Source organism: Streptomyces sp. NPDC127595 (assembly GCF_042671685.1).
Lineage (GTDB): Bacteria > Actinomycetota > Actinomycetes > Streptomycetales > Streptomycetaceae > Streptomyces.
In genome coordinates this window covers 464,943-486,660 of sequence record NZ_JBHXWK010000007.1, presented here as the reverse complement: position 1 = coordinate 486,660, position 21,718 = coordinate 464,943, and the positions used below count along the sequence as shown (strand labels likewise).

General features: G+C 70.3%; 16 protein-coding genes. 8 read left to right on the top strand and 8 right to left on the bottom strand.

The genetic code is table 11. The features are described from left to right. Nucleotides 1-37 precede the first annotated feature (37 nt). The 3 genes from dusB to ACFVKT_RS24780 all read left to right on the top strand — a co-directional run bounded on the left by dusB (nucleotide 38) and on the right by ACFVKT_RS24780 (nucleotide 2,429). The gene (gene dusB, locus ACFVKT_RS24790) at nucleotides 38-1,189 is read left to right on the top strand and encodes a tRNA dihydrouridine synthase DusB (RefSeq protein WP_385734959.1); all 1,152 of its coding nucleotides are present in this window, start codon (nucleotides 38-40) and stop codon (nucleotides 1,187-1,189) included. Nucleotides 1,190-1,231: 42 nt separating this feature from the next. Beyond that, nucleotides 1,232-1,762, top strand: coding sequence for a hypothetical protein (locus ACFVKT_RS24785; protein ID WP_385734957.1), 531 nt, complete (start codon nucleotides 1,232-1,234; stop codon nucleotides 1,760-1,762). A gap of 235 nt (nucleotides 1,763-1,997) precedes the next feature. Next, nucleotides 1,998-2,429 (top strand): VOC family protein, encoded by a 432-nt coding sequence (locus ACFVKT_RS24780; protein WP_385735045.1) that lies wholly within the window; start codon nucleotides 1,998-2,000, stop codon nucleotides 2,427-2,429. Between the two features lie 10 nt (nucleotides 2,430-2,439). Here the strand turns inward: ACFVKT_RS24780 and ACFVKT_RS24775 are convergent, their stop codons facing one another. Beyond that, the gene (locus tag ACFVKT_RS24775; RefSeq protein WP_385734955.1) at nucleotides 2,440-4,377 is read right to left on the bottom strand and encodes a glycogen debranching N-terminal domain-containing protein; all 1,938 of its coding nucleotides are present in this window, start codon (nucleotides 4,375-4,377) and stop codon (nucleotides 2,440-2,442) included. Then, nucleotides 4,374-5,987 carry a hypothetical protein gene (locus tag ACFVKT_RS24770; protein ID WP_385734953.1) on the bottom strand — a complete coding sequence of 538 codons (1,614 nt, stop codon included), beginning with the start codon at nucleotides 5,985-5,987 and terminating at the stop codon, nucleotides 4,374-4,376. Before ACFVKT_RS24770 ends, ACFVKT_RS24775 begins: the two co-directional genes overlap by 4 nt. A gap of 119 nt (nucleotides 5,988-6,106) precedes the next feature. On the opposite strand from ACFVKT_RS24770, the gene ACFVKT_RS24765 reads away from it, so the two are divergent. Both ACFVKT_RS24765 and ppdK read left to right on the top strand, forming a co-directional pair. After that, nucleotides 6,107-7,330 carry an ROK family protein gene (locus ACFVKT_RS24765; protein ID WP_385734951.1) on the top strand — a complete coding sequence of 408 codons (1,224 nt, stop codon included), beginning with the start codon at nucleotides 6,107-6,109 and terminating at the stop codon, nucleotides 7,328-7,330. A 453-nt stretch (nucleotides 7,331-7,783) separates the two neighbouring features. Beyond that, entirely contained in the window at nucleotides 7,784-10,525 is a 2,742-nt protein-coding gene (gene ppdK, locus ACFVKT_RS24760) for a pyruvate, phosphate dikinase (protein ID WP_385734949.1), read from the top strand. Between the two features lie 131 nt (nucleotides 10,526-10,656). Here ppdK and ACFVKT_RS24755 read toward each other — a convergent pair whose 3' ends face one another. Further along, entirely contained in the window at nucleotides 10,657-11,574 is a 918-nt protein-coding gene (locus tag ACFVKT_RS24755; protein ID WP_385734947.1) for a carotenoid biosynthesis protein, read from the bottom strand. Nucleotides 11,575-11,765: 191 nt separating this feature from the next. On the opposite strand from ACFVKT_RS24755, the gene ACFVKT_RS24750 reads away from it, so the two are divergent. Then, nucleotides 11,766-12,272, top strand: coding sequence for a MarR family winged helix-turn-helix transcriptional regulator (locus ACFVKT_RS24750; RefSeq protein WP_385734946.1), 507 nt, complete (start codon nucleotides 11,766-11,768; stop codon nucleotides 12,270-12,272). A gap of 48 nt (nucleotides 12,273-12,320) precedes the next feature. On the opposite strand, the gene ACFVKT_RS24745 is transcribed toward ACFVKT_RS24750, so the two are convergent. Then, nucleotides 12,321-13,274, bottom strand: a complete 954-nt coding sequence (locus ACFVKT_RS24745) for an SMP-30/gluconolactonase/LRE family protein (RefSeq protein WP_385734944.1) — start codon at nucleotides 13,272-13,274, stop codon at nucleotides 12,321-12,323. Nucleotides 13,275-13,398: 124 nt separating this feature from the next. Then, nucleotides 13,399-14,559: an alkaline phosphatase PhoX gene (locus ACFVKT_RS24740; RefSeq protein ID WP_385734942.1), complete on the bottom strand. Its 1,161-nt coding sequence runs from the start codon at nucleotides 14,557-14,559 to the stop codon at nucleotides 13,399-13,401. A 274-nt stretch (nucleotides 14,560-14,833) separates the two neighbouring features. Between ACFVKT_RS24740 and ACFVKT_RS24735 the strand changes: the two genes are divergently transcribed. Beyond that, nucleotides 14,834-15,766: an oxidoreductase gene (locus tag ACFVKT_RS24735; RefSeq protein ID WP_385734940.1), complete on the top strand. Its 933-nt coding sequence runs from the start codon at nucleotides 14,834-14,836 to the stop codon at nucleotides 15,764-15,766. Nucleotides 15,767-15,815: 49 nt separating this feature from the next. Here ACFVKT_RS24735 and nirD read toward each other — a convergent pair whose 3' ends face one another. Both nirD and nirB read right to left on the bottom strand, forming a co-directional pair. After that, nucleotides 15,816-16,166 carry a nitrite reductase small subunit NirD gene (gene nirD / locus ACFVKT_RS24730; RefSeq protein WP_385734938.1) on the bottom strand — a complete coding sequence of 117 codons (351 nt, stop codon included), beginning with the start codon at nucleotides 16,164-16,166 and terminating at the stop codon, nucleotides 15,816-15,818. Continuing rightward, on the bottom strand, nucleotides 16,163-18,787 hold the full coding sequence (nirB, locus tag ACFVKT_RS24725) for a nitrite reductase large subunit NirB (RefSeq protein ID WP_385734937.1): 2,625 nt from the start codon (nucleotides 18,785-18,787) through the stop codon (nucleotides 16,163-16,165). The genes nirD and nirB overlap by 4 nt, the downstream gene beginning before the upstream one ends. Nucleotides 18,788-19,715: 928 nt before the next feature. Here nirB and ACFVKT_RS24720 point away from each other — a divergent pair. Further along, complete coding sequence (locus ACFVKT_RS24720; RefSeq protein ID WP_385734935.1) at nucleotides 19,716-20,498, top strand: sulfite exporter TauE/SafE family protein; 783 nt, start codon at nucleotides 19,716-19,718, stop codon at nucleotides 20,496-20,498. A 67-nt stretch (nucleotides 20,499-20,565) separates the two neighbouring features. Here the strand turns inward: ACFVKT_RS24720 and ACFVKT_RS24715 are convergent, their stop codons facing one another. Further along, nucleotides 20,566-21,654 carry a S1C family serine protease gene (locus ACFVKT_RS24715; protein ID WP_385734933.1) on the bottom strand — a complete coding sequence of 363 codons (1,089 nt, stop codon included), beginning with the start codon at nucleotides 21,652-21,654 and terminating at the stop codon, nucleotides 20,566-20,568. Nucleotides 21,655-21,718: the final 64 nt, after the last annotated feature.

Here is a 21,718-nt window from a genome sequence, read left to right as displayed (position 1 = left end):
TGTCGCCGCAGTCGCCGACGTACGTGACAATGGGGGAATGTCCACGCCCACCCTCGTGCCCGCGCCCCCGCTGTCGATCGGCCCGCACACCGTCCAGCCGCCCGTTGTCCTGGCCCCCATGGCCGGGATCACGAACGCGCCCTTCCGTACGCTGTGCCGGGAGTTCAGCGGCGGCAAGGGACTGTTCGTCAGCGAGATGATCACCACGCGGGCGCTGGTCGAGCGCAACGAGAAGACCATGCAGCTGATCCACTTCGACGCGACCGAGAAGCCGCGTTCGATCCAGCTCTACGGCGTGGACCCGGCGACCGTCGGCAAGGCCGTCCGCATGATCGCGGAGGAGGGCCTCGCCGACCATATCGACCTGAACTTCGGCTGCCCGGTCCCCAAGGTGACCCGCAAGGGCGGCGGATCCGCCCTCCCGTACAAGCGGAACCTGCTGCGGGCGATCCTCCGGGAGGCCGTGAGCGGAGCCGGTGATCTCCCCGTCACGATGAAGATGCGCAAGGGCATCGACGACGACCACATCACCTACCTGGACGCCGGGCGGATCGCGGTGGAGGAGGGCGTCACGGCGATCGCCCTGCACGGCCGGACCGCCGCCCAGCACTACGGCGGCACGGCCGACTGGGACGCCATCGCGCGCCTCAAGGAGCATGTGCCGGAGATCCCCGTCCTCGGCAACGGCGACATCTGGTCCGCCGACGACGCGGTGCGGATGGTGCGGGAGACCGGGTGTGACGGGGTGGTCGTCGGGCGCGGCTGCCTGGGCCGGCCCTGGCTGTTCGGCGACCTGGTGGCCGCCTTCGAGGGGCGTGAGGAGTACGCCCGTCCGACCCTGCGCGAGGTCGCGGCCGTCATGGTCCGCCACGCGACCCTGCTGGGCGAGTGGATCGGCGACGAGGCGCGCGGCGTTATCGACTTCCGCAAGCATGTCGCCTGGTACCTCAAGGGCTTCGCCGTCGGCTCCGACATGCGCAAGCGCCTCGCCATCACCTCGTCCATCGCCGAACTCTCCGAAGGGCTCGCCGAGTTGGACCTCGACCAGCCCTGGCCGCTCGGCGCGGACGGGCCTCGTGGCCGTACGTCGGGCAACAACAGGGTTGTCCTGCCGGAGGGTTGGCTCAAGGACCCGTACGACTGCTCGGGCATCGGCGTGGACGCGGAACTGGACACGTCCGGGGGGTAGTTGGGCTCGACAGGGGGAATCCGGTTCGCCGAGGATGTGCGGGTGGCGGACAGCGTGGTGTGGGTCGGGGTGTTCACCGGTGCGACCGCGGTGCTCGCCAGCTGGGTGACCACTGTGGGCAACGCCCGCGCGGCGAAGGTCCAGGCGGAGGCCTCGGCGCAGGCCCAGCAGCGCGGCCGAGTCAGGGAGATCCGGCGGGCCGCCTACCTGGACCTGATGGAACAGGCACACATCACGGGCCAGCTCTACTGGAGAGTCGGCGACGCGTTCTACCAACTCCCTGACCCCGCCGACCAACTGACCCGCATTCAGGAACTCCGCACCGAGCTGCGCAGCGCCTTCGACCCTCTCATGCGCTGCGTCCGGGTCATCGTGCTGGAGGGACCGGCACCGGCCGCCGAAGCGGCCGAGGTCCTCCTGGCGGCGGCAGCGGAGGCCAACGGTGCGCTGGCGGGGGTTTCGGACGACGACAACCCGCAATCCCGCGCTCGCTTCGAGGAGACCCACGGCGTGTTCCGCGACAGGCTGGAGCAGTTCATCGGGGAGGCGCGTACGGCCATGGTCGCCGCGTAGCGGGCGGAATGGGGAATCGCCTGCTCGGACGGTCGGTTGACGAGCTCGTACTCGAGATCTCCAGGGAGCCGCCATGTCCGACACAGAGGGAAAGCGCGTCGCCGAGGGAAAGCCCGGTGTTGAGGGAGAGTCCGTCGCCGAGGGGAAGCCCGGTGTTGAGGGAGAGTTCGTCGCTGAGGGGAAGCCCGGTGCCGACGAAATGCCCGGTGCCGGCGTAATGCCCGGCGTCGACGTAATGCCCGATGCCGACGACAAGTCCGCCGAACCCGCCGTCAGCGAACTCCGCCTTGTCGTCACGGCGGCCGACTACGACGTCGCGCTGCACTTCTACCGCGACGTCCTCGGCCTGACCGAGCGCGGGGCGTTCTCCTCGCCCGACGGGCGGGTCACCATTCTCGACGCCGGCCGGGCCACCCTGGAGCTGACCGACCCGAACCACGCCGCCTTCATCGACGAGCTCGAGGTCGGGCGGCGGGTGGCGGGCCATGTGCGGGTCGCCTTCCAGGTCGACGACTCCGCCGCCACCACGGCGAGGCTGGCCGCCGCCGGGGCCGAGGTGATCGCGGAGCCGACGCGTACCCCCTGGAACTCGCTGAACTCCCGGCTGGAAGCACCGGGAGCCCTTCAGCTGACCCTCTTCACCGAGCTCACCGAACCCGACGACTAGGGCTGTGGACCTATGCTCCCCCCACCGCCGTCAGCAGCGCCAGCGGTGCCGCCGCCGACCTCGACTCCCGTACGCACGCGTGCGGGTAGGGAACCGGCTCGCTGTAAGTGTCGCGGCCGTAGCCCGCGAGGACCTCGGGGAGGCGGTGGCCGGCGGCCGTGGCGGCGTCGACCAGAGCGTGGGCGACGGTGCGGGCCTCGTCGTGCAGGCCGTACCTCGCCAGGCCCAGGGTGATCAGGGCGTTGTCGTGCGGCCAGACCGAGCCGCGGTGGTACGAGAGCGGGTGGTACGCCTCCTGCCCGGAGGCGAGGGTACGGACGCCCCAGCCGGAGAAGAAGTCGGGTTCCAGGAGCCGCCGGCCGACCAGCTCGCCGTACTCCTTGTCGAGCAGGCCGGACCACAGCAGGTGGCCCGCGTCGGAGGCGAGGGCGTCCACATGGCGGCCGTCACCGTCCAACGCCAGGGCGGGGAAGGAGTGTTCGGGCATCCAGAAGTCCCGCTGGAAGCGGTCCCGGAGGTCACCGGCGGCCTGTTCGAGGAGGGCCGCGTAGACCTCGTCGTCCCAGACCGTGCGGGACAGGTGCGCGGTGCGGCGCAGCGCGTCGTACGCGTAGCCCTGCGCGCCCGCCGCCATCACCGGTCCTGAGGGGCGGCCGCCGTCGGCCGAGCAGATGGCGCCCGGGGAGTCCTTCCAGTTCTGGTTGGCGAGGCCGCCGCCGTCCGCGCGGTAGACGAGATAGCCGCGCGAGGTCAGCCCGCCGTGGTCCAGCATCCAGCCGATCGCCGCACGGGCGTTGGCCTCCAGGCGGCGGGCCAGGGATAGGTCGCCGGTCTGCTCGGTGTACGCGCCGAGCAGCACCAGGAACAGCGGCGTCGCATCCACCGAACCGTAGTAACGCCCGTACGGCACTTGCCCGAAGTGCGCCAGCTCCCCGTGCCGCACCTCGTGCACGATCTTGCCGGGCTGGCACACGGCCTCCGCGCCCACCTCGGTCGCCTGCGTCGCGGCGAGCGCGGGCAGTGTGGCGGCGGCGAGCTGGGGGCGGTAGGGGAGGGCGAAGAGTGAGGTCAGGAGCGCGTCACGGCCCAACAGGGCCAGGAACCACGGCACTCCGGCCGCCGGGACGCGCAGCTCCTCGCCGTCCGGGCCACGGGCCGGGACCTGGAGCGCGGCCAGGTCGGACAGACCTCGCGCGCAGGCCGCGGCCAGTTCGGGCCAGCCGGTCGGGAAGGGCACGCCTTCCGTGAACTCCCCTTCGAGCGCGAAAAGTTGGTCGTTCGCGGCTGCGGGGGAGAGCGGTACGTCGGGATCGTGCGTGGCGCCGTGCGGACGCGCCGCGACCCTGAGTGACAGCTCCGCGCTGCCGTGCGGTTCGAGTTCCAGGGTCCATACGAGGCGACGGGCGCCCGTGCCCGTCTCCTCCACGCCGTCCGGGGCGGGCTCGGAGGTGACCGTCGTACAGGACTGCCATTCACCGCGCTGATAGCCGAACCGCACACCGTCGTCGAGGACTTGGCGGGAGCGGACGACGCCCGTCTTGGCGTACGTACGGTAGTCGGAGCGCAGCTCGAACTGGTCCGTGAAGTCGGCGTCCGCGGTGACCGCGACGCGGACCGTCGTGGGCGCCGGGCGGTTGCTGGTGACGCGCAGCGCCTCCACGAAGGCGCCTTCGGCGACGGCCTGTTCACGGAAGACCGTGTACGCGGGCGGCTCGTTGCGGCCGCCGCGGGGTACGAGCACACAGCGCGCCGTGTCGCCGTCCGCGACCGGTGTCAGTGCCTCGGGCACCGCGCCGTCCAGGGTCAGCTGCCAGCGGCTCAAGTGCCGTGCGTCGCGCACGAATAAGCCGTCCGGGGAGCTGCCGCCCCGCACCCCGCTGATGTCCCCGCCGTCGCCCACGGCGGCGAACGTCCCACCGTGCACGAGCAGATGATGCCGGTCCGTCATCCCCGGTCCCCTCCCTTGGCGCCCGTCTCGAATGCGTATGCGCGCGCGTTCCCGAAGGTGCTCGCGCTGTGTGCCCTGTCGAACGTCTCGTGTCCCGGGTGGGACGCGAACTGGTCCGCTCCCGCCGGTGAGTGCAGCAGGTCCAGCGTCAGCGCGGCCGTCCAGCTGAAGCCGAGTGCTCCGCAGGCCTCGCGGGTGTACGGGTCCACGTACTCCGCGAACCCGGACTCGCCGGCCGTGTCGAGCAGCGCCGCCCGCAGGCCGTCCGCGCGCGTCTGCTCGCCGTGCAGCCGCAGGCCGCGCTCCAGCAGCCAGTTGGTGTTGAACCAGGCGGGACCGCGCCAGTAGCGGTGCGGGTCGAACGCGTCTCCGGTCAGGTCGTAACTCGGCGCGAGCCGAGTACTGTCCCCGAGCCCGAAGTGCGGCCCGCTCGCGGTGCGCACGAGGGTGGCGGCGATGTCGCGCGGCAGCGCGGGGAGGAGCAGCGGGATCAGGCCGGAGACACTGCGCTCGGCGATCAGCTCCCCGGCACCTCCGTTCCGCTCGGGGCCCCGGCCCTCACCACGGGCGTACACATCCCGGCAGAAGAACATCCCCTCCGCCGGGTCCCACAGTCGCTCCACCAGGGCCGCCGTGAGGCGCTCCGCGCGGGCGTGGCGGGCGGTTCCCGCCGCACCCAGTTCCTGGGCGATGTGGGCGAGGGCGTGCTCGGAGGCGATCAGCAGTGCGTTGAACGCGGGGTCCTCGACCGCGAACTCGCCGCCGCCGTCGGCGTACCCACCGTCCCGGTAGTCCGTCGCCAGCCGCACGTACCGCCCGTAGTCCAGATCCGTAGGCCGGTCCTCGGCGGCCCCGTGGTCGAGGTCGGCGCGGCGGAAGGAGCGGGGCGGGGCCGGGGTGATCCGGCTCAGCGGGGCGTCCCAGCAGGGGCTGTTGTCCATGCCCTGTTCCCAGGGGTGGACCACGGAGGCCAGACCGCCGCCGCCCAGGTCCCGGCGGTGCAGCAGATAGCGGTGCCAGGCCGCCAGCCGGGGATAGACGCGGGAGAGGAAACCGCGGGCCCGCGAGAGGCCCGGGTCGGCCTGGTGCACCAGCCACGCGGCGAGCGCGTGCACGGGTGGCTGCACGATGCCGGACGTCTGTACGGTGCGCGGGGCACCGGCGGCGGCCCCCGCGGCCGAGGAGCGCCAGAAGTCGGGGCTCGGGAAGTACGCGTCGAGCGGCACGGAGGGGTTGAAGACGATGTGCGGGATCCGGCCGTCGCCCCACTGCGCGCCGAGCAGCGTCTCCAGCTCCGTCTGCGCCCGCAGGGGGGACAGATGGCGCAGTCCGATGGAGATGAAGGCGGAGTCCCAGGACCACTGGTGCGGGTACAGACCGCGCGAGGGCACGGTGGACGTTCCTGTCCAGTTGCCGTTCAGAACCCGGGCCGCCCTGAGGTGCAGCGAACCCGCCGTCCCGGCAGGATCGTATACAAGTGTTCCGGTACGGGTTACCTCGGCCCGGCCGGGCGAGGAGGGTGGTCCCGAGGCGGCCAGGGGTGTGCCTGAGGTGCGCACGGAGGTGGTGATTTCCGTGCGCAAGGCGGTGAGCTGGGTTGTGCGGTCCACTCAGGTCTCCCGGAAGACATCCTGCCGACCAGTTCGGCTGTAGCTACCGTAGGGTTACGTCTATTTAACACGCAAAACTCAATATGTAATGCAGAGTTGAGGAACGCAAGAGGGTGGGCATGTCAGGAAGGGCGGACAGGACCGTGAGGGCAGGGAATCAGGCAACCGCCGGAGAGCTGCTCGAACTGGTGCGCAGCGGACGAGCCACGACACGCGGCGCGCTGCAACAGGCCACCGGGCTGTCCCGGGCCACGGTCGGCCAGCGCCTCGACCGGCTCTTCCGCGCGGGCTGGCTGCGCGAGGGCGCCGGCGGCCCGGTGGACTCACCGCTGGGCGGGCGCCCCTCCATCACCCTCGAGTTCGACGACGCCCACGCCGTCGTCCTCGCCGCCGACCTCGACACCCGGCACGGCCGGGCGGCCGTCCTCACCCTGACCGGCGAGATCCTGGCCGAACAGTCGGGGCTCCTGGTCATCGACGAGGGCCCGGAGGCGGTCCTCGGCGAACTCGGCCGCTGGTTCGCCGACCTGCTGGTGAAGGCCGGAACGCCTGCCGAGGCCGTGTGCGGCATCGGACTCGCCGTGCCGGGGCCGGTCGACATGGACACCGGCCGGGTCGTGCAGCCGCCGATCATGCCGGGCTGGGACGGTTACGACATAAGAGGCAGACTGGGCCGCGCGTTCGCCCACCACACGGGCACGGGCCCCGGCGTCCCGGTACTCGTCGACAACGACGCCAACCTCATGGCGTACGGGGAGCAGCGCACCGGCTACCCCGACTGTTCGGCGTTCGCGCTGGTCAAGGTCTCCACCGGTATCGGCGCGGGAATGGTCGTCGGCGGCACGATCTACCGCGGGATCGACGGCGGCGCCGGCGACATCGGGCACATCCGGGTGGGTGCCGACGTGCTGTGCCGGTGCGGATCGCGGGGCTGTCTGGCAGCCGTGGCCAGTGGCGGCGCGGTGGCGCGCAGGCTCGTCGAGTCCGGGGTGGCGGCCGCCTCTGGATCGGACGTGCGGGACCTGCTGACGTCCGGGCATCCGGAGGCGATGGCGCTCGCAAGGGAGGCGGGGCGCCAGGTGGGTGACGTACTGGCAACCGTGGTGACGCTGCTCAACCCCGGTGTCCTGATGATCGCCGGAGATTTGGCCGGAACTCCCTTCCTCACGGGCGTACGCGAGCTGCTGTACCAGCGGGCGCTGCCCCGCTCCACCGCTCATCTGGACGTGGTGACCTCGCGGCTCGGCGAGCGGGCCGGTCTGGTCGGGGCCGGGGCGCTGGTCGTGGAGTACCTGTACGCACCGGAGCGGGTCGAGGAGCGGCTGGCGGCGCTGGGGGTGTGACCCGCCCGCCGCATGACCGCACCGGAACCGGCTCGGGTAGTCGTGTGACATCCGTGTGACGTGTCCACATCGTGGTCCGCATGGTGAAATCCGGCCCCCGTCCCGGCGTGATTCTCGCCACGCCTGATAGGGAATAGGCTCAGATGAGCGGATCATGAGCGGCTGCACTTCTCCAAGGGGTGGCACTCAGTGCCACCCCTTGATCGTTCAGCAACTGAACTCAGGCGTGGCATGAGCCGCTCAGATGAGTGAATAAACCGGTCTGCGGGCGTCGGCCCGTTCAAGAAGTGAAAACATCGTCATCTCATCGCTTGCCAAGCCTTGACTTTCGATCTGGTGGCGGACGAGTGGTTACAGGCACATGACGCACAAGTGGACGTACCCAGACGCCTTCGATCTGGGTATGTTCCCCGTCGTCAGGGCAGCCACCGCGACGTCGAGGAGTCGAGACTCGTGTCGGAAAACAAAGATCCCCACGTAGCCGAGAGCGCGGTGGGGGGTGTGAAGTTCGTTTATGACTTCACTGAGGGCAACAAGGACCTCAAGGACCTCCTCGGCGGCAAGGGAGCGAACCTCGCCGAGATGACCAACCTGGGTCTTCCCGTCCCTCCGGGCTTCACGATCTCCACCGAGGCGTGCAAGACCTACCTCGACAGCGGCGAGGAGCCGGCGGCACTGCGTGACGAGGTGAGTGCACACCTCGACGCGCTGGAGCAGCGGATGGGCAAGACGCTCGGGCAGGCCGATAATCCCCTGCTCGTATCCGTCCGTTCCGGGGCGAAGTTCTCCATGCCCGGCATGATGGACACCGTCCTGAACATCGGGCTCTCCGACAAGTCGGTCCAGGGCCTCGCCAAGCAGGCCGGTGACGAACGCTTCGCGTGGGACTCGTACCGCCGGCTCATCCAGATGTTCGGCAAGACGGTCCTCGGCGTCGACGGCGACCTCTTCGAGGACGCGCTGGAGGCGGCGAAGGCGGCCAAGAAGGTCACCGTCGACACGGACCTCGAAGCGGCCGATCTGAAGAAGCTGGTCACGAAGTTCAAGAAGATCGTCAAGACCGAGGCCGGGCGGGACTTCCCGCAGGACCCGCGCGAGCAGATGGACCTCGCCATCCACGCGGTCTTCGACTCCTGGAACACCGACCGCGCCAAGCTCTACCGCCGCCAGGAGCGCATCCCGCACGACCTCGGTACGGCGGTCAACGTCTGCTCGATGGTCTTCGGCAACCTCGGCCCCGACTCGGGCACCGGAGTCGCCTTCACCCGTGACCCGGCCTCCGGTCACCAGGGCGTGTACGGCGACTACCTCCAGAACGCGCAGGGCGAGGACGTCGTCGCGGGTATCCGCAACACGGTCCCGCTCGCCGAGCTGGAGCAGATCGACAAGAAGTCGTACGACCAGCTCATGCAGATCATGAAGACCCTGGAGAACCACTACAAGGACCTCTGCGACATCGAGTTCACCATCGAGCGCGGTCAGCTGTGGATGCTCCAGACGCGGGTGGGCAAGCGCACGGCAGGCGCGGCCTTCCGGATCGCCACGCAGCTCGTCGACCAGGGACTGATCGACGAGGCGGAGGCGCTCCAGCGGGTGACGGGCGCGCAGCTCGCGCAGTTGATGTTCCCGCGCTTCGACGACCAGGCGAAGGTCGAGCAGATCGGCCGGGGTATCGCCGCCTCGCCGGGTGCGGCGGTCGGCAAGGCGGTCTTCGACTCGTACACCGCGATCAAGTGGTCGCGTTCGGGCGAGAAGGTCATCCTGATCCGCCGCGAGACGAACCCTGACGACCTCGACGGGATGATCGCGGCCGAGGGCATCCTGACCAGCCGTGGCGGCAAGACCTCCCACGCGGCCGTCGTCGCGCGCGGCATGGGCAAGACGTGTGTGTGCGGCGCCGAGGAGCTCGAAGTCGACACCAAGCGGCGGCGGTTGACCGCGCCGGGCGGGACCGTCATCGAGGAGGGCGACGTCGTCTCCATCGACGGCTCCACCGGCAAGGTGTACGTGGGTGAGGTCCCCGTCGTCCCGTCCCCGGTCGTCGAGTACTTCGAGGGCCGGATGCACGCGGGCGCCGACGACGCCGACGAACTGGTCGCCGCCGTGCACCGGATCATGGCGTACGCCGACCGGGTCCGTCGGCTGCGGGTGCGCGCCAACGCGGACAACGCCGAGGACGCGCTGCGGGCCCGTCGCTTTGGCGCCCAGGGCATCGGCCTGTGCCGCACCGAGCACATGTTCCTCGGCGACCGCCGCGAGCTCGTGGAGCGGCTGATCCTGGCCGACACGGACGCGGAGCGCGAGGAGTCGCTCAAGGAGCTGTTGCCGCTCCAGAAGCAGGACTTCATCGAGCTGTTCGAGGCGATGGACGGCCTGCCGGTGACGGTCCGCCTCCTCGACCCGCCGCTGCACGAGTTCCTGCCGGACATCACCGAGCTGTCGGTCCGGGTGGCCCTCGCGGAGTCCCGCAAGGACTCCAACGAGAACGACCTGCGCCTCCTCCAGGCCGTGCATCGTCTGCACGAGTCGAACCCGATGCTGGGGCTGCGCGGCGTACGCCTCGGCCTGGTCATCCCCGGCCTCTTCACCATGCAGGTACGGGCGATCGCCGAGGCGGCCGCCGAGCGGAAGAACGCCAAGGCCGACCCGCGCGCCGAGATCATGATCCCGCTCGTCGGCACCGTGCAGGAGCTGGAGATCGTCCGCGAGGAGGCCGACCAGGTCATCGCCGAGGTCCAGGCCGCGACGGGCACCGACCTCAAGCTCGCCATCGGCACGATGATCGAACTCCCGCGGGCCGCGCTGACGGCCGGGCAGATCGCCGAGGCGGCCGAGTTCTTCTCCTTCGGCACGAACGACCTCACCCAGACGGTCTGGGGCTTCTCCCGCGACGACGTGGAGGCCTCCTTCTTCACCGCCTACCTGGAGAAGGGCATCTTCGGCGTCTCCCCCTTCGAGACCATCGACCGCGACGGCGTCGGCAAGCTCGTACACGACGCCGTCATCGCCGGCCGTAAGACCCGCCCCGACCTGAAACTCGGCGTCTGCGGCGAACACGGCGGCGACCCCGAGTCGGTCCACTTCTTCCACGAGGTCGGACTCGACTACGTCTCCTGCTCGCCGTTCCGGATCCCGGTGGCCCGCCTGGAGGCAGGCCGCGCGGCGTCGTCGTCATCGGGCAGCGACCACCGCTGACCCCCTGAAACCCCCGGGACCACTGTCGGGTCACCCGACCCTCACCGGCTCGACGACGGTCCCGGCGCACGAAGGAGGGGCTGCACCCTGTGCGGGGGTGCAGCCCCTCCTTCATGTGTGGCCGGCGGGCGCTACGCGGCCGGGTGCAGACTTTCGCGGTCCGTCGGTTCGGGTGTCTCGACCGGTGGGGCCGGCGCCGGTGTCGCGGTGTGCCGCTGGGCGATCCGGAGGAGCGCCAGGAGGGCGAAGAAGCACATGCCGTAGACCGTGACCAGCGCCGAGGTCTCGTAGATGTCGGCGGTCTGCCAGGTGGTGCCCGACGCGTCGGTGACGGTCGTGTGCTCGCCGGTGAAGAGCCGGGTGAAGAAGGACACCGTGGTCAGCAGGTAGAGCAGCACTGCCTGGAGGTCACTGGTGGTGGTCTCGCGCGGGTCGGCGATGGGCAGCGGACCCCGGCTGCGCAGGTAGAGGGCGAAGACCTGCATGAAGAGCCAGACGGTGAAGGTCCAGCCCAGGAAGTTGCCCATGGGTACGCCGAAGTAGCCGCCGCCGTGCTCCCAGATCCACGTCTGCTTGATGGTCGCGGACCTGGGGTCGAGCGACAGGTCCCAGGCGGTCATCGCGAAGGCCGCGACGACCGGGGTGCCGATCGTGGTCAGCCAGGGCGAGTTGCGGCGTACGTCGCCGAGCAGCACGGTGGCGACGATCCAGGCGAGGTAGCCGGTGGCCAGGTAGGCCGGGCCGATGAACCAGGGCACCTGGAGGAGCTTGCCGCCGCCGGTGTAGTGGTAGTTGCCGAACGGGAAGCCGACCTTGATGGCGAGGTTTTCCAGGAAGTTGCTGATCAGGAGACCTGCGGCGACGAAGACCCAGATGGCGCGCCAGCCGTAGCGCCGGGCGCCGTGGAGCAGCGCGAAGACGACCTGGGGGACGATCACCAGCATCCCTACGCTGGGAATGACGCCGTTGGTGACCAGGCCGAGGCCGATGACGAGGGTGATGGCCCATAGTGTGGCCGCCGCGTTGAAGCGTGGGGGAGGGGTGGACATTGTCGACTCCGGCTTCTTGGCCGGTCGGCTGACCGGCCCGGGGGGTGCGGAATCTGGCGTCGGCCTGGAAATGGGGAGAGGGCCGATCCAAGCCCGCGTGGGTGGAATGCAAAGCCATTTTATCTTCCTGGGAAGAGGTTAGCCGGGAAGCTTTTTTCCAGCAAGATTCATGCCGGTCGGTACCATGAGGCATGGCATCCGTCGCGCCTCCACCCCAGCCCGAACTCCCGCCGAGTGTCCCCGGGGAGAGTCCGTCGTCCGAGGAACTCGTCGAGGCGTGGACCACGATCGTTCTCACGTACAACCGTGTGTCGCGGGACCTCACCGGCAAGGTCGAGGCGGCGACCGGGGTGCCGGGGCGTTCCTTCGACGTCCTTGTCCGGCTGCTACGGGCCGGCGATCAGCCCGTGTCGCTGACCAAGTTGTCCCGGACCATCTCGGTGTCCAGCGGGGGCTTCACCAAGCTCGCCGACCGCCTTGAGCAGGCCGGGCTCATCGAGCGGCAGCCCTCCGCGTCCGACCGGCGGGTCACCAACGCCGTGCTCACGCCGGCCGGCCGCGCACAGGCCGAACAGGGACTCGCCGTCTTCGTCGCCGAGTTCGACGCGCTCGTGGCCCGACGACTCGGCGCCGACGGCCTGCGGGCGCTGGCCGGGTACATGCGGGAACTCGGCGCCGACTACGCCTACGAGGGCTGACCGCCGACCTGCTCGGCCCGTGTGCGTTTCAGGAGTCGCCGTGGTGGGTCAGAGCGCGACCGCCACCGCGTTGAACGGAGTGTCCGGGGTTGTGGGCAGGCCCAGTTGGGCGTTGGCGACGTAGAGGAGACTGCCGAACACGGCGGCCGTGGTGGGGATGTTGAAGCGCGGGTCGGTGATCGTGCGGGTCAGGGTGGCGGTGGTGGCCTTGGCGTCGAGGGTGAGGACGCTGACCTGGTTGAGGCGGTTCTGGACGACGTACAGCGTGTGGTCGATCCGTAGGAGGCCGTCGCCGTTGGTGAGGGCGGTGGTGCCGCTCAGGGTGATCTCGGTGGCTGTGCCGGTCGCGAGCGGCACGTTGTAGAGCTTGCCGCCGTTGACGACGATCAGAGCCTTGCCGTCGGGGCTGTCGACGATGCCGTTGGCGCTGATTCCCGTGGCCGACTGGACCCAGGCGCCGCCGATCGGCAGCTCGCGGACGGTTCCCGTGCCGCCGCGCGGCACGCCGTAGAGGACGGCGCCGTAGGAGTCGGTGAACCAGGCGCGGTCGCCGAGCAGGACGACGTCGTTGATGAAGTGGCCGGTCGGGTCGGTCAGTTGGTACGTGGCGACCAGACTGCCGGTACGGGAGTCGACGACTCGCGCGGCGCCTCCGGCGGACCCCGACGAGAGGTACAGCAGGCCGTCACGGTCGTCCAGCTTCAGCCCGTTGGTGATCGTGCCGGTCGCGCCCGCGTAGAGGACGACGCCCTCGCCGGTGCGCAGGTCGGCGCGGTAGACGGCGCCGTTGGCGCGTGAGCCGAAGTAGGCGTACGGCTGGGCGCCGATGGCGACTCCCTCGGGGAGGAAGCCGTTCGGGAGCGGGATCTCGGTGGGATACGAGGAAGTCCGGGGCGCGGACGAGGCGTTCGCCGTTCCGGCGCCGGCCGCGAGTGCGAACGAAGCGAGAGCGGCACCGCCGAGGAACGAGCGGCGGGTGGGGGCGGGATGGTTCCGAGGCATGGCTCGAGGCCTCCGGGGAGAGAGCGGATGGGACATGGCGAGCACAGATAAGCAGCGCTCCCTGGGAACTTCATGAACTACGCCGAGGTCGCCATATGTCCCACCCGCACCTCTCTCGGGGTGGTTACGACCTGAAAGGCCCCGTCACCTCGTACGTGATCCCGCCCGAGGAACTCCCGCTGGTACCGCGCTGGCTGGAGAAGTACAGCCGCCTGCCGTCGGGCGAGAAGGCCGGCCCCGTGATCTCCGAGAGCGACTGGCCGCTGATGCGCAGGAACGGGGCGATCACGTCGCTGGGCGTGATCACGCAGATCTCCATGTTGCCGCCGTCCTCCGCGACGAAGAGGTCGCCGGAGGCGGTGCCGGTGATGTTGTCGACGCCCGTCAGCGGGGCGGTGCCGGACGTCACGAGCGAGTCGTCGTACGCCAACTCGTACGTGCTGCTTGCCAGGTTGAGCTGCCAGACGCGGTTGTCGCCCTTGGTGGTGAACCAGACCGTGTTGTCGGCGTAGTGGCAGCCCTCACCCCCGTTGAACTTCTTCGCCGCGGCGACCTGGGTGCGAGTGGTCGTCGGGGAGCCGTCCGGGTCGGGGATGTTGGTCCAGGTGAAGGAGCCGGAGGTGGCGGTCCCCGCGACGAGGACCTGGAGTGTGCCGGAGGACAGGTTGCCCCAGGTGGTCGGGACGAAGCGGTAGAGGCAGCCGTTGGTCTCGTCCTCGGTCAGATAGATCACCTGGCGCACCGGGTCGGCCGCGGCGGCCTCGTGCTTGAAGCGGCCGAGCGCGGCCCGCTGCACCGCCGCGTTCACGCCCCACGGGTCGGTCTCGTAGACATAGCCGAGGGACACCTCCTCGCAGGACAGCCAGGTGTTCCACGGGGTCTTGCCGCCCGCGCAGTTCGTCCGGGTGTTGGCGAGGATCCGGTACGCCGCGGTGATCGCGCCGGTGGACGAGAACTTCACCGCGCTCACCCCGCCCGACGGGCTGATCTCCGAGTTGGAGACATAGATCCAGCCCGTGCCGTCGGCGTAACAGGCGCCGCCGTCCGGGGCGCTGTGCCAGGTGTACGAGGTGCCGGGCACCGTCTGCCCGGAACGGGCGATCACCCGGCTGGTGAATCCGGCCGGCAGCTGGATGCCGTTGGCGTCGGCCGTGCCGAGCGCTCCGTAGGGGCCGGTGCCGGGCTGGGCGGGTGCCGCGTAGGCGGCGCCACGCCACAGGGTTCCGCCAAGCACGGCGGACGAACCACCGAGGACGGCTGCACGCAGAAGGGTACGACGTTCCACTCTCGCTCCAGAGGGCCGTGACCGCCCCGCCGCCGGGGTCGATGGCGGGGTCGCGCGCTGACGGATCCTAGACGCGCCGAGTTGACGTGTCATGGACAATCCGTGACGGGTGGGCGGACGGCTGGGTGGGGGCCGGTCGGGCCCTCACCCAGCCGGGGGCCGGTCAGGCCCCCGGCGACGGTGGCGCGGACGGCGGCACCGCGGGGGCGGACCGGGCCGCCTCGCGGCATACGCTGGAGTGTCCGCCACCGGCACACCCGGAGGGAGCTCAGTCATGACGGGCTGGAACACGAGCGACATCCCCGACCAGAGCGGCCGCACCGCCGTCGTCACCGGCGCCAACAGCGGTATCGGATACGTCACGGCACGGGAGCTGGCCCGCAAGGGTGCCCGGGTCGTCCTCGGCTGCCGCAGTGAGGCGCGGGGGGCCGAGGCGGAGGACCGGCTGGTCTCCGAAGTGCCGGGCGCGCTCGTCGAGTTCGTACGGCTGGATCTCGGGGACCTGGAATCGGTACGCGAGTTCGCGGTGACGTACGAGCGCGGTTACGACCGGCTCGACCTGCTCGTCAACAACGCCGGTGTGATGGCGCTGCCTTACGGCCGTACGGCGGACGGGTTCGAGACGCAGTTCGGCGTCAACCACCTCGGGCACTTCGCCCTCACCGGGCTGCTCCTGCCCACCCTGCTCGGCACGCCCGGCGCCCGCGTCGTGACCCTCTCCAGCTTCGTCCACGCGCTCGCCAACATCGACATCCGGGACCTCAACAGCGAGGGCAGGTACCGGCGTTGGATCGCCTACGGCCGTTCCAAGACCGCCAACCTGCTCTTCACGCACGAACTCGCCCGGCGCCTCGCCACCATCGGCTCCGAGGTCGTCGCGGCCGCCGCGCACCCCGGGTACGCCTCCACGAACCTCCAGACGGCCGGCCCGAAGCTGGCCGGACGCAAGAGCGCGGAGCGGGGTGCCGAGATCGCCAACCGGGTCTTCGGGCAGAGCGCCGAAGCCGGCGCGCTGCCCTCGCTGTACGCCGCCACCGCGCCCGGCGTACTGCCCGACTCCTTCACCGGGCCCTCGTTCGCGATGTGGCGGGGCTCGCCCGCGAAGTCCTGGCGGGCGGGGTGGACGCTCAACGACGTGGCGGGGGAGCGGCTCTGGGAGGCTTCGGAGGAGCTGACGGGCGTGACGTACGACGCGTTGAAGGTGTGACATTCGAGGCGAGCTGGAGATGTGAGTTCCGGGCGGTCCCACTGGACCGTCAGGCCGCGCGCACCTCGTACACCGCCACCCGCACCTCAGGATCGTCAAGGCACTGCCCCGACTCCAGGTCGAACCGCTGCTTCAGGAGCGGCGAGGCGACGAAGGCCCGGCCCTGGTGGGTGCCGGTGAGGCCGCGGGAGAGGACGGCCGCGCCGGTGAACGGGTCGCGGTTGTCGACGGCGTACGTGCGGCCCGCGCGGTCGCGGAACACCGCCACCTGGCGGCCGTCGGGGAGAAGCGCGGCGACTCCGCGGCCCGGGGTCAGCAGGCTCAGCTCGCAGACCGTGAACCAGCCTTTCGTCAGCAGGAGTTGGACCTTGAGCGCCGTTGTCTCGGGAGCAGGAGTCATCGCTGGGCGCTTCCTTCCAGGGGGCGGGTGCCGATGGTCAGCAGCGGCAGGTCGGGCTTGATCTGGTCGCGCTCGGGGACGAAACCGACGACCGGGTCGGGGGTGTCCGGGGCGTTCACGAAGGACACGAACCGGGCCAGTTTCTCCGGGTCGTTGATGGTCTCGGCCCACTCGTCGCGGTAGCCCGCCACATGCGCGGCCATCAGCGACTCCAGCTCCTCGCAGATGCCCAGCGAGTCCTCCACCACCACCTCGCGCACGTGCTCCAGGCCGCCCGGGATCCGCTCCAGCCAGGTGGAGGTGCGCTCCAGCCGGTCGGCGGTGCGGATGTAGAACATCAGGAACCGGTCGATGAGACGGATGAGTTCGGCGTCGGAGAGGTCCTGCGCGAGGAGGTCCGCGTGGCGCGGGGTGGCGCCGCCGTTGCCGCCGACGTACAGGTTCCAGCCGCCGGCGGTGGCGATGATGCCGAAGTCCTTGGACTGGGCCTCGGCGCACTCACGGGCGCACCCGGAGACGGCCGACTTGAGCTTGTGCGGGGAACGCAGCCCCCGGTAGCGCAGCTCCAGGTCGATGGCCATGCGGACGGAGTCCTGGACGCCGTAGCGGCACCAGGTCCGGCCCACACAGGACTTCACCGTGCGCAGCGACTTCCCGTACGCGTGCCCCGACTCGAAGCCCGCGTCCACCAACCGGGACCAGATCAGCGGGAGTTGCTCCACCCGCGCGCCGAACATGTCGATGCGCTGACCGCCGGTGATCTTGGTGTAGAGGCCGAAGTCCCGCGCCACCTCACCGATCACGATCAGTTTCTCCGGGGTGATCTCGCCGCCGGGGATGCGCGGCACGATCGAATAGGAGCCGTTCTTCTGGAGGTTGGCGAGGAAGTGGTCGTTGGTGTCCTGGAGTGCGGCCTGTTCGCCCGCCAGGACATAGCCATTGGCCCCGATCGTCGGGGCGAGGGAGGCGATGATGGAGGCGACGGTGGGCTTGCAGATCTCGCAGCCGTCGCCGCCCCGGGCGCCCTCGCGGCCGTAGCGGTCGAGCAGGACCTGGTGCGAGGTGATCCGGAGCGAGAGGACGATCTCGTACAGCTGCTCGCGGGTGTGCCCGAAGCAGCCGCACAGGCCGTGGTCGACCTCGACGCCGCTCGCCTCCAGTTCGTCGTTGACGAGCTGTCCGAGCACCTTCACGCAACTCCCGCAGCCCGTACCGGCCTTGGTGCACTTCTTGACCTCGGGCACGGTGGCGCAGGAGTGCTCGGTGACCGCGCCGCGGACCGTGCCCTTGCTGACGTTGTGGCAGGAGCAGATGACGGCGGAGTCGGGGAGCGCGGAAGGGCCGAGGGCGACCGGGGCGCCCGCGCCGGCCGGGAGGACCAACTGCTCGGGGGAGACCGGCGGGACCGAACCGGTGAAGGCGCGCAGGGTGCCGTACGCGTCCGCGTCGCCGACCAGGATCCCGCCGAGCAGCTCGCCGCCGCGGCCGATGACCAGCTTCTTGTACGTGCCCGAGCGTGAGTCGGAGTAGACGACGTCGAGGCAGTCCGCGGTCGCACCGTGCGCGTCGCCGAAGGACGCGACGTCGACGCCGAGGAGCTTGAGCTTGGTGGAGAGGTCGGCGCCGGTGAAGCTCGACTCGTCCGCGGCGATGGTGGCGGCGGCCGTCGCGGCCATCTCGTAGCCCGGCGCGACCAGCCCGTACACCCGGCCGTCCGACGCCAGCGCGCACTCGCCGATCGCGAACACCCGCGGGTCCGAGGTACGGCACTGCTCGTCGACCGTGATGCCGCCGCGCGCACCGACCGTGAGCCCGGTGTCGCGGGCCAGCTGGTCGCGCGGGCGCACGCCGGCCGAGAACACCACCAGATCGGCGGAGAGTTGGGATCCGTCGGACAGCTTCATGCCGGTGACGGCGCCGTCGTCGCCGACGACGATCTCCTGCGTGCCGGTGCCCGTGTGCACGGACAGGCCCATGTTCTCGATGGTGCGCAGCAGCGCCGCGCCACCGCCGTCGTCGACCTGCACCGGCATCAGGCGCGGCGCGAACTCCACGATGTGCGTGGCCAGTCCGAGCCCCTTGAGCGCGCCGGCCGCCTCAAGGCCGAGGAGCCCGCCGCCCACGACGGCGCCTGTGGTGGCGCGCGCCTTCGCGTACTCCTCGATGGCGAGCAGGTCCTCGATGGTGCGGTAGACGAAGCAGCCCTCCGCGTCCTTGCCCGGGACGGGAGGGACGAACGGGTAGGAGCCGGTGGCGAGGACGAGAGTGTCGTACGCAACCACCCGGCCGGAGCGGGCCGTTACCGTCCGCGCCTCCCGGTCGATCGTCTCGGCCGGGTCGCCGAGGTGCAGCTCGATGCCGTGCTCTTCGATGAACTCCCGGTCCGTGAGCGAGAGTTCGTCCGGCGTCCGGCCCGAGAAGTACGAGGTGAGCTGGACCCGGTCGTACGCCGGGCGGGGCTCCTCGCACAGCACGACCACCCGGTGCGTGCCGGTCAGCCCGCGCTCGGCGAGCGCTTCGAGGAAGCGCTGACCGACCATGCCGTGACCGACGAGCACGATGGTGTGCGCGGACGCGGACCCGTCGGCCGCCATCGCCGCCTTCGTGGTGTCCGTCTGCATCAGAAGCCTCCGTCGTCGGTGCCGAACTCGACCGGCCGCCGAGTGGGCCGTACGCCTGCGGGCCCGGCGCCGATCACCACCACACGCGTATTCGAGGTCATGACCGCAGCGTGCGGGGCCGGTGTTACCCGGCCGCATCCCGGCTGTTTCCCGGAGGGAACGCTGCGCTCAGCGGGGCCCGGGGCCGGATGTGAGGATGCGGGGGCCCGCGGGCCGAACCTCGGATGACCAGGCCGTACGGCAGCTCAGCGGGCCGGGCCTCAGGTCACCGGGTAGCCCGGGAGTACTCCACCGAACACCGGAAAACCCAGCTGCAGGGACGGCTCAGCCCGCCGGGCGGTAGAAACCCCGGCCACGTGGGCGGGTTGGGTGGGTGGCGGGCGGTAGAAGCCCCGGCCACGTGGGCGGGTTGGGTGGGTGGCGGCGGTGGGGGTCCTGGTCGCGTGGGCGGGTTGGGCGGGTGCCGGGCGGTGGATGTCCTGGTCGCCCCGGCGGGCTCGGCGTGTGCCGAGGCGCGGAAGTCCCGGCCGCATGGGTGGGTCCAGGCGGGTGGGAAGCCGCTGAAGTCCCGCCCGACCCGGCGGGCTCGGCGTGTGCCGAGGCGCGGAAGTCCCGGCCGCATGGGTGGGTCCAGGCGGGTGGGAAGCCGCTGAAGCCCCGCCCGCCCCGGCGGCCTCAGCGTGTGCCGAGGCGCGGAAGCCCCGGCCGCACGGGCGCGCCCAGCAGGCGCGAAGCCGCTGGAGTCCCGCCCGCCCCGGCGGCCTCAGCGTGTGCCGAGTCGCAGAAGCCCCGCCCGCAGGGGTGAGCCCAGCGGGTGCCAAGGCCCCGCCCGCCGCGGGCGGCCTCACCACGTGGCGAAGCTCAGAAGACCCTCAAGCTTCCCGAGACCCATGGACGGCACATCTATCTCGTCCATAGGGTCGCGATCATGCCCGACATATCACTGACCACGGTCGCCGTCCTCTGCCTCGCCTCACTCGCGGCCGGCTGGATCGACGCGGTGGTGGGCGGCGGCGGGCTGCTCCTGCTCCCGGCGATGCTGCTCGGGCTGCCGGGCGGCACCTCGGCCGCGTACGCGCTCGGGACGAACAAGGCGGTCGCCATCGTGGGGACGACGGGCGCGGCGGTGACGTACGCGCGCAAGGCGCCCGTGGACGTCGGCATGGCCGTACGGATCGGGCTCGGGGCGCTGGCGGGTTCCACGGCGGGGGCGTTCGTCGCGACGGGCATGAGTACCGACGTACTGAAGCCCGTGGTCATGGTCGTCCTGCTCGGCGTCGGAGCCTTCGTCCTCGTCAGGCCCGCCTTCGGCACGGCGCCGCCGACCACCCCGGTCTCGCCGCGCCGCGTCGTCGCCGCGATCGGACTCGCGGGCCTGGGCATCGGCTTCTACGACGGGCTCATCGGCCCCGGCACGGGTACGTTCCTCGTGCTCGCCCTCACCGCGCTCCTCCACCTCGACCTGGTGACCGCCTCGGCCACCGCCAAGATCGTCAACTGCTGCACCAACGCCGGCGCCCTCGCGACCTTCGCCTGGAAGGGCACGGTGTTCTGGCAACTGGCCGCGCTGATGGCCGTCTTCAACCTCGCGGGCGGGATGGTCGGGGCGCACACCGCGCTCAAGAAGGGGAGCGGGTTCGTACGGGTCGTGCTGCTGACGGTGGTGTTCGCGCTGGTGGCGAATCTGGCGTATCAGCAGTGGGTGGCGTAGCGGGAGTGCGCCCCTGCGACCGTGTCGCCAGTGGCTGGCGCAGGGGGAGTACGTCTCTGCCGTCGCGTCACTGCTTCAGGGTGACGTTGATCTGCCAGGGGTCGCCGAACGCGTATGGTGTCCCGTCGTCGTAGGTCCCGCTGTCCGTGTAGGCGCCGGTGACGCCGAGTTTCTCACCGGGCGTGGACGACTGAAGGATGTCGCAGACCTGCTGAACGGTGTTGACGGGACTGTCCTTGAGCTGGGTGATGACGTCACCGGGCACCAACTGTGCGTCGGCGGCCGGAGAGTTGCTGTCCACGGTCGACACGAAGAGGCCGTCGATGTTGTTGGCCAAGAGCCGTTTCTGCAGGGCCAGCGCGTCGGTCTGGGCGTCCTCGGAGAAGTAGGAGGCGAAGTCCGGGTCGGAGATCGAGATCAGCCCCTGCCATCCGGGATTGTCCTTGCTCTGTCCGTCAGCGAGTCCTTGGAGGAGGGGTTGGGCGTGGTTGCTGCTGATGGAGTAGTACTGGCCTTCTGTGCCCGAAAGACTGAAGGTGTTGATGCCGACGAGTTCCGCGTTCCCGTTGAGCAGCGGGCCGCCGGAATTGCCGCCGTTGAGCGTTGCCGAATGCTGCACGGTGGACGGCAGATCGGGGAAGATGCTGACGTTGCCCTCCATACCGACATCGGGCGACTGGACCACACCGCTGGTGAGTACGGCCTTCTCCTTGCTGATGTCGCCCGCTCCCACCGGATAACCGATCGCCGTCACCTCATCTCCCTGTTTCAGGTCGCCGCTGTTTCCGAACTCGACCTGATTCAGGTCCTTCTGCGGCGTCGCGAGCTTCACGACGGCGAGGTCCTCGCACGGGTCGCTGGCCATCAGCCGGACGGGCACGGGATCGCCGTCCGCGATGCGGACCTGGAGGGATGCATGACCGGCAACCACATGGGCGTTGGTGAGGATCAGGCCTTGCTCGGCGTCGTAGATGATCCCCGTACCGTTGCCCTCATTGGCGACCAGCACCTGCACGGTCGCGGGCGCCACCCGCTCGAAGATCTCGTTCGGCGACAGATCGTCCGCTCTCGCCTCGGTCGCCGTCGTCGCCGTGATGCCACCGCTCAGAGCAATGGCTGACGCGGCAGTGACGACCATTCTGGCTATCGGCCACATACGGGCCTCCTAGCTCCCGGCCGAGGCGTCAACACTCAAGCCAGGGAAAAGAATCTGCCCCTTT

What these genes read in the sequence shown, in the direction of transcription:
- ACFVKT_RS24780 (WP_385735045.1), top strand. Translation starts at nt 1,998, where the DNA reads ATGCCCGATGCCGACGACAAGTCCGCCGAACCCGCCGTCAGCGAACTC.
- ACFVKT_RS24735 (WP_385734940.1), top strand. Translation starts at nt 14,834, where the DNA reads ATGACGGGCTGGAACACGAGCGACATCCCCGACCAGAGCGGCCGCACC.
- ACFVKT_RS24715 (WP_385734933.1), bottom strand. Translation starts at nt 21,654, where the DNA reads ATGTGGCCGATAGCCAGAATGGTCGTCACTGCCGCGTCAGCCATTGCT.
- ACFVKT_RS24765 (WP_385734951.1), top strand. Translation starts at nt 6,107, where the DNA reads ATGTCAGGAAGGGCGGACAGGACCGTGAGGGCAGGGAATCAGGCAACC.
- ACFVKT_RS24755 (WP_385734947.1), bottom strand. Translation starts at nt 11,574, where the DNA reads ATGTCCACCCCTCCCCCACGCTTCAACGCGGCGGCCACACTATGGGCC.
- ACFVKT_RS24720 (WP_385734935.1), top strand. Translation starts at nt 19,716, where the DNA reads ATGCCCGACATATCACTGACCACGGTCGCCGTCCTCTGCCTCGCCTCA.
- nirB (WP_385734937.1), bottom strand. Translation starts at nt 18,787, where the DNA reads ATGCAGACGGACACCACGAAGGCGGCGATGGCGGCCGACGGGTCCGCG.
- ACFVKT_RS24775 (WP_385734955.1), bottom strand. Translation starts at nt 4,377, where the DNA reads ATGACGGACCGGCATCATCTGCTCGTGCACGGTGGGACGTTCGCCGCC.
- ACFVKT_RS24750 (WP_385734946.1), top strand. Translation starts at nt 11,766, where the DNA reads ATGGCATCCGTCGCGCCTCCACCCCAGCCCGAACTCCCGCCGAGTGTC.
- ACFVKT_RS24745 (WP_385734944.1), bottom strand. Translation starts at nt 13,274, where the DNA reads ATGCCTCGGAACCATCCCGCCCCCACCCGCCGCTCGTTCCTCGGCGGT.
- nirD (WP_385734938.1), bottom strand. Translation starts at nt 16,166, where the DNA reads ATGACTCCTGCTCCCGAGACAACGGCGCTCAAGGTCCAACTCCTGCTG.
- dusB (WP_385734959.1), top strand. Translation starts at nt 38, where the DNA reads ATGTCCACGCCCACCCTCGTGCCCGCGCCCCCGCTGTCGATCGGCCCG.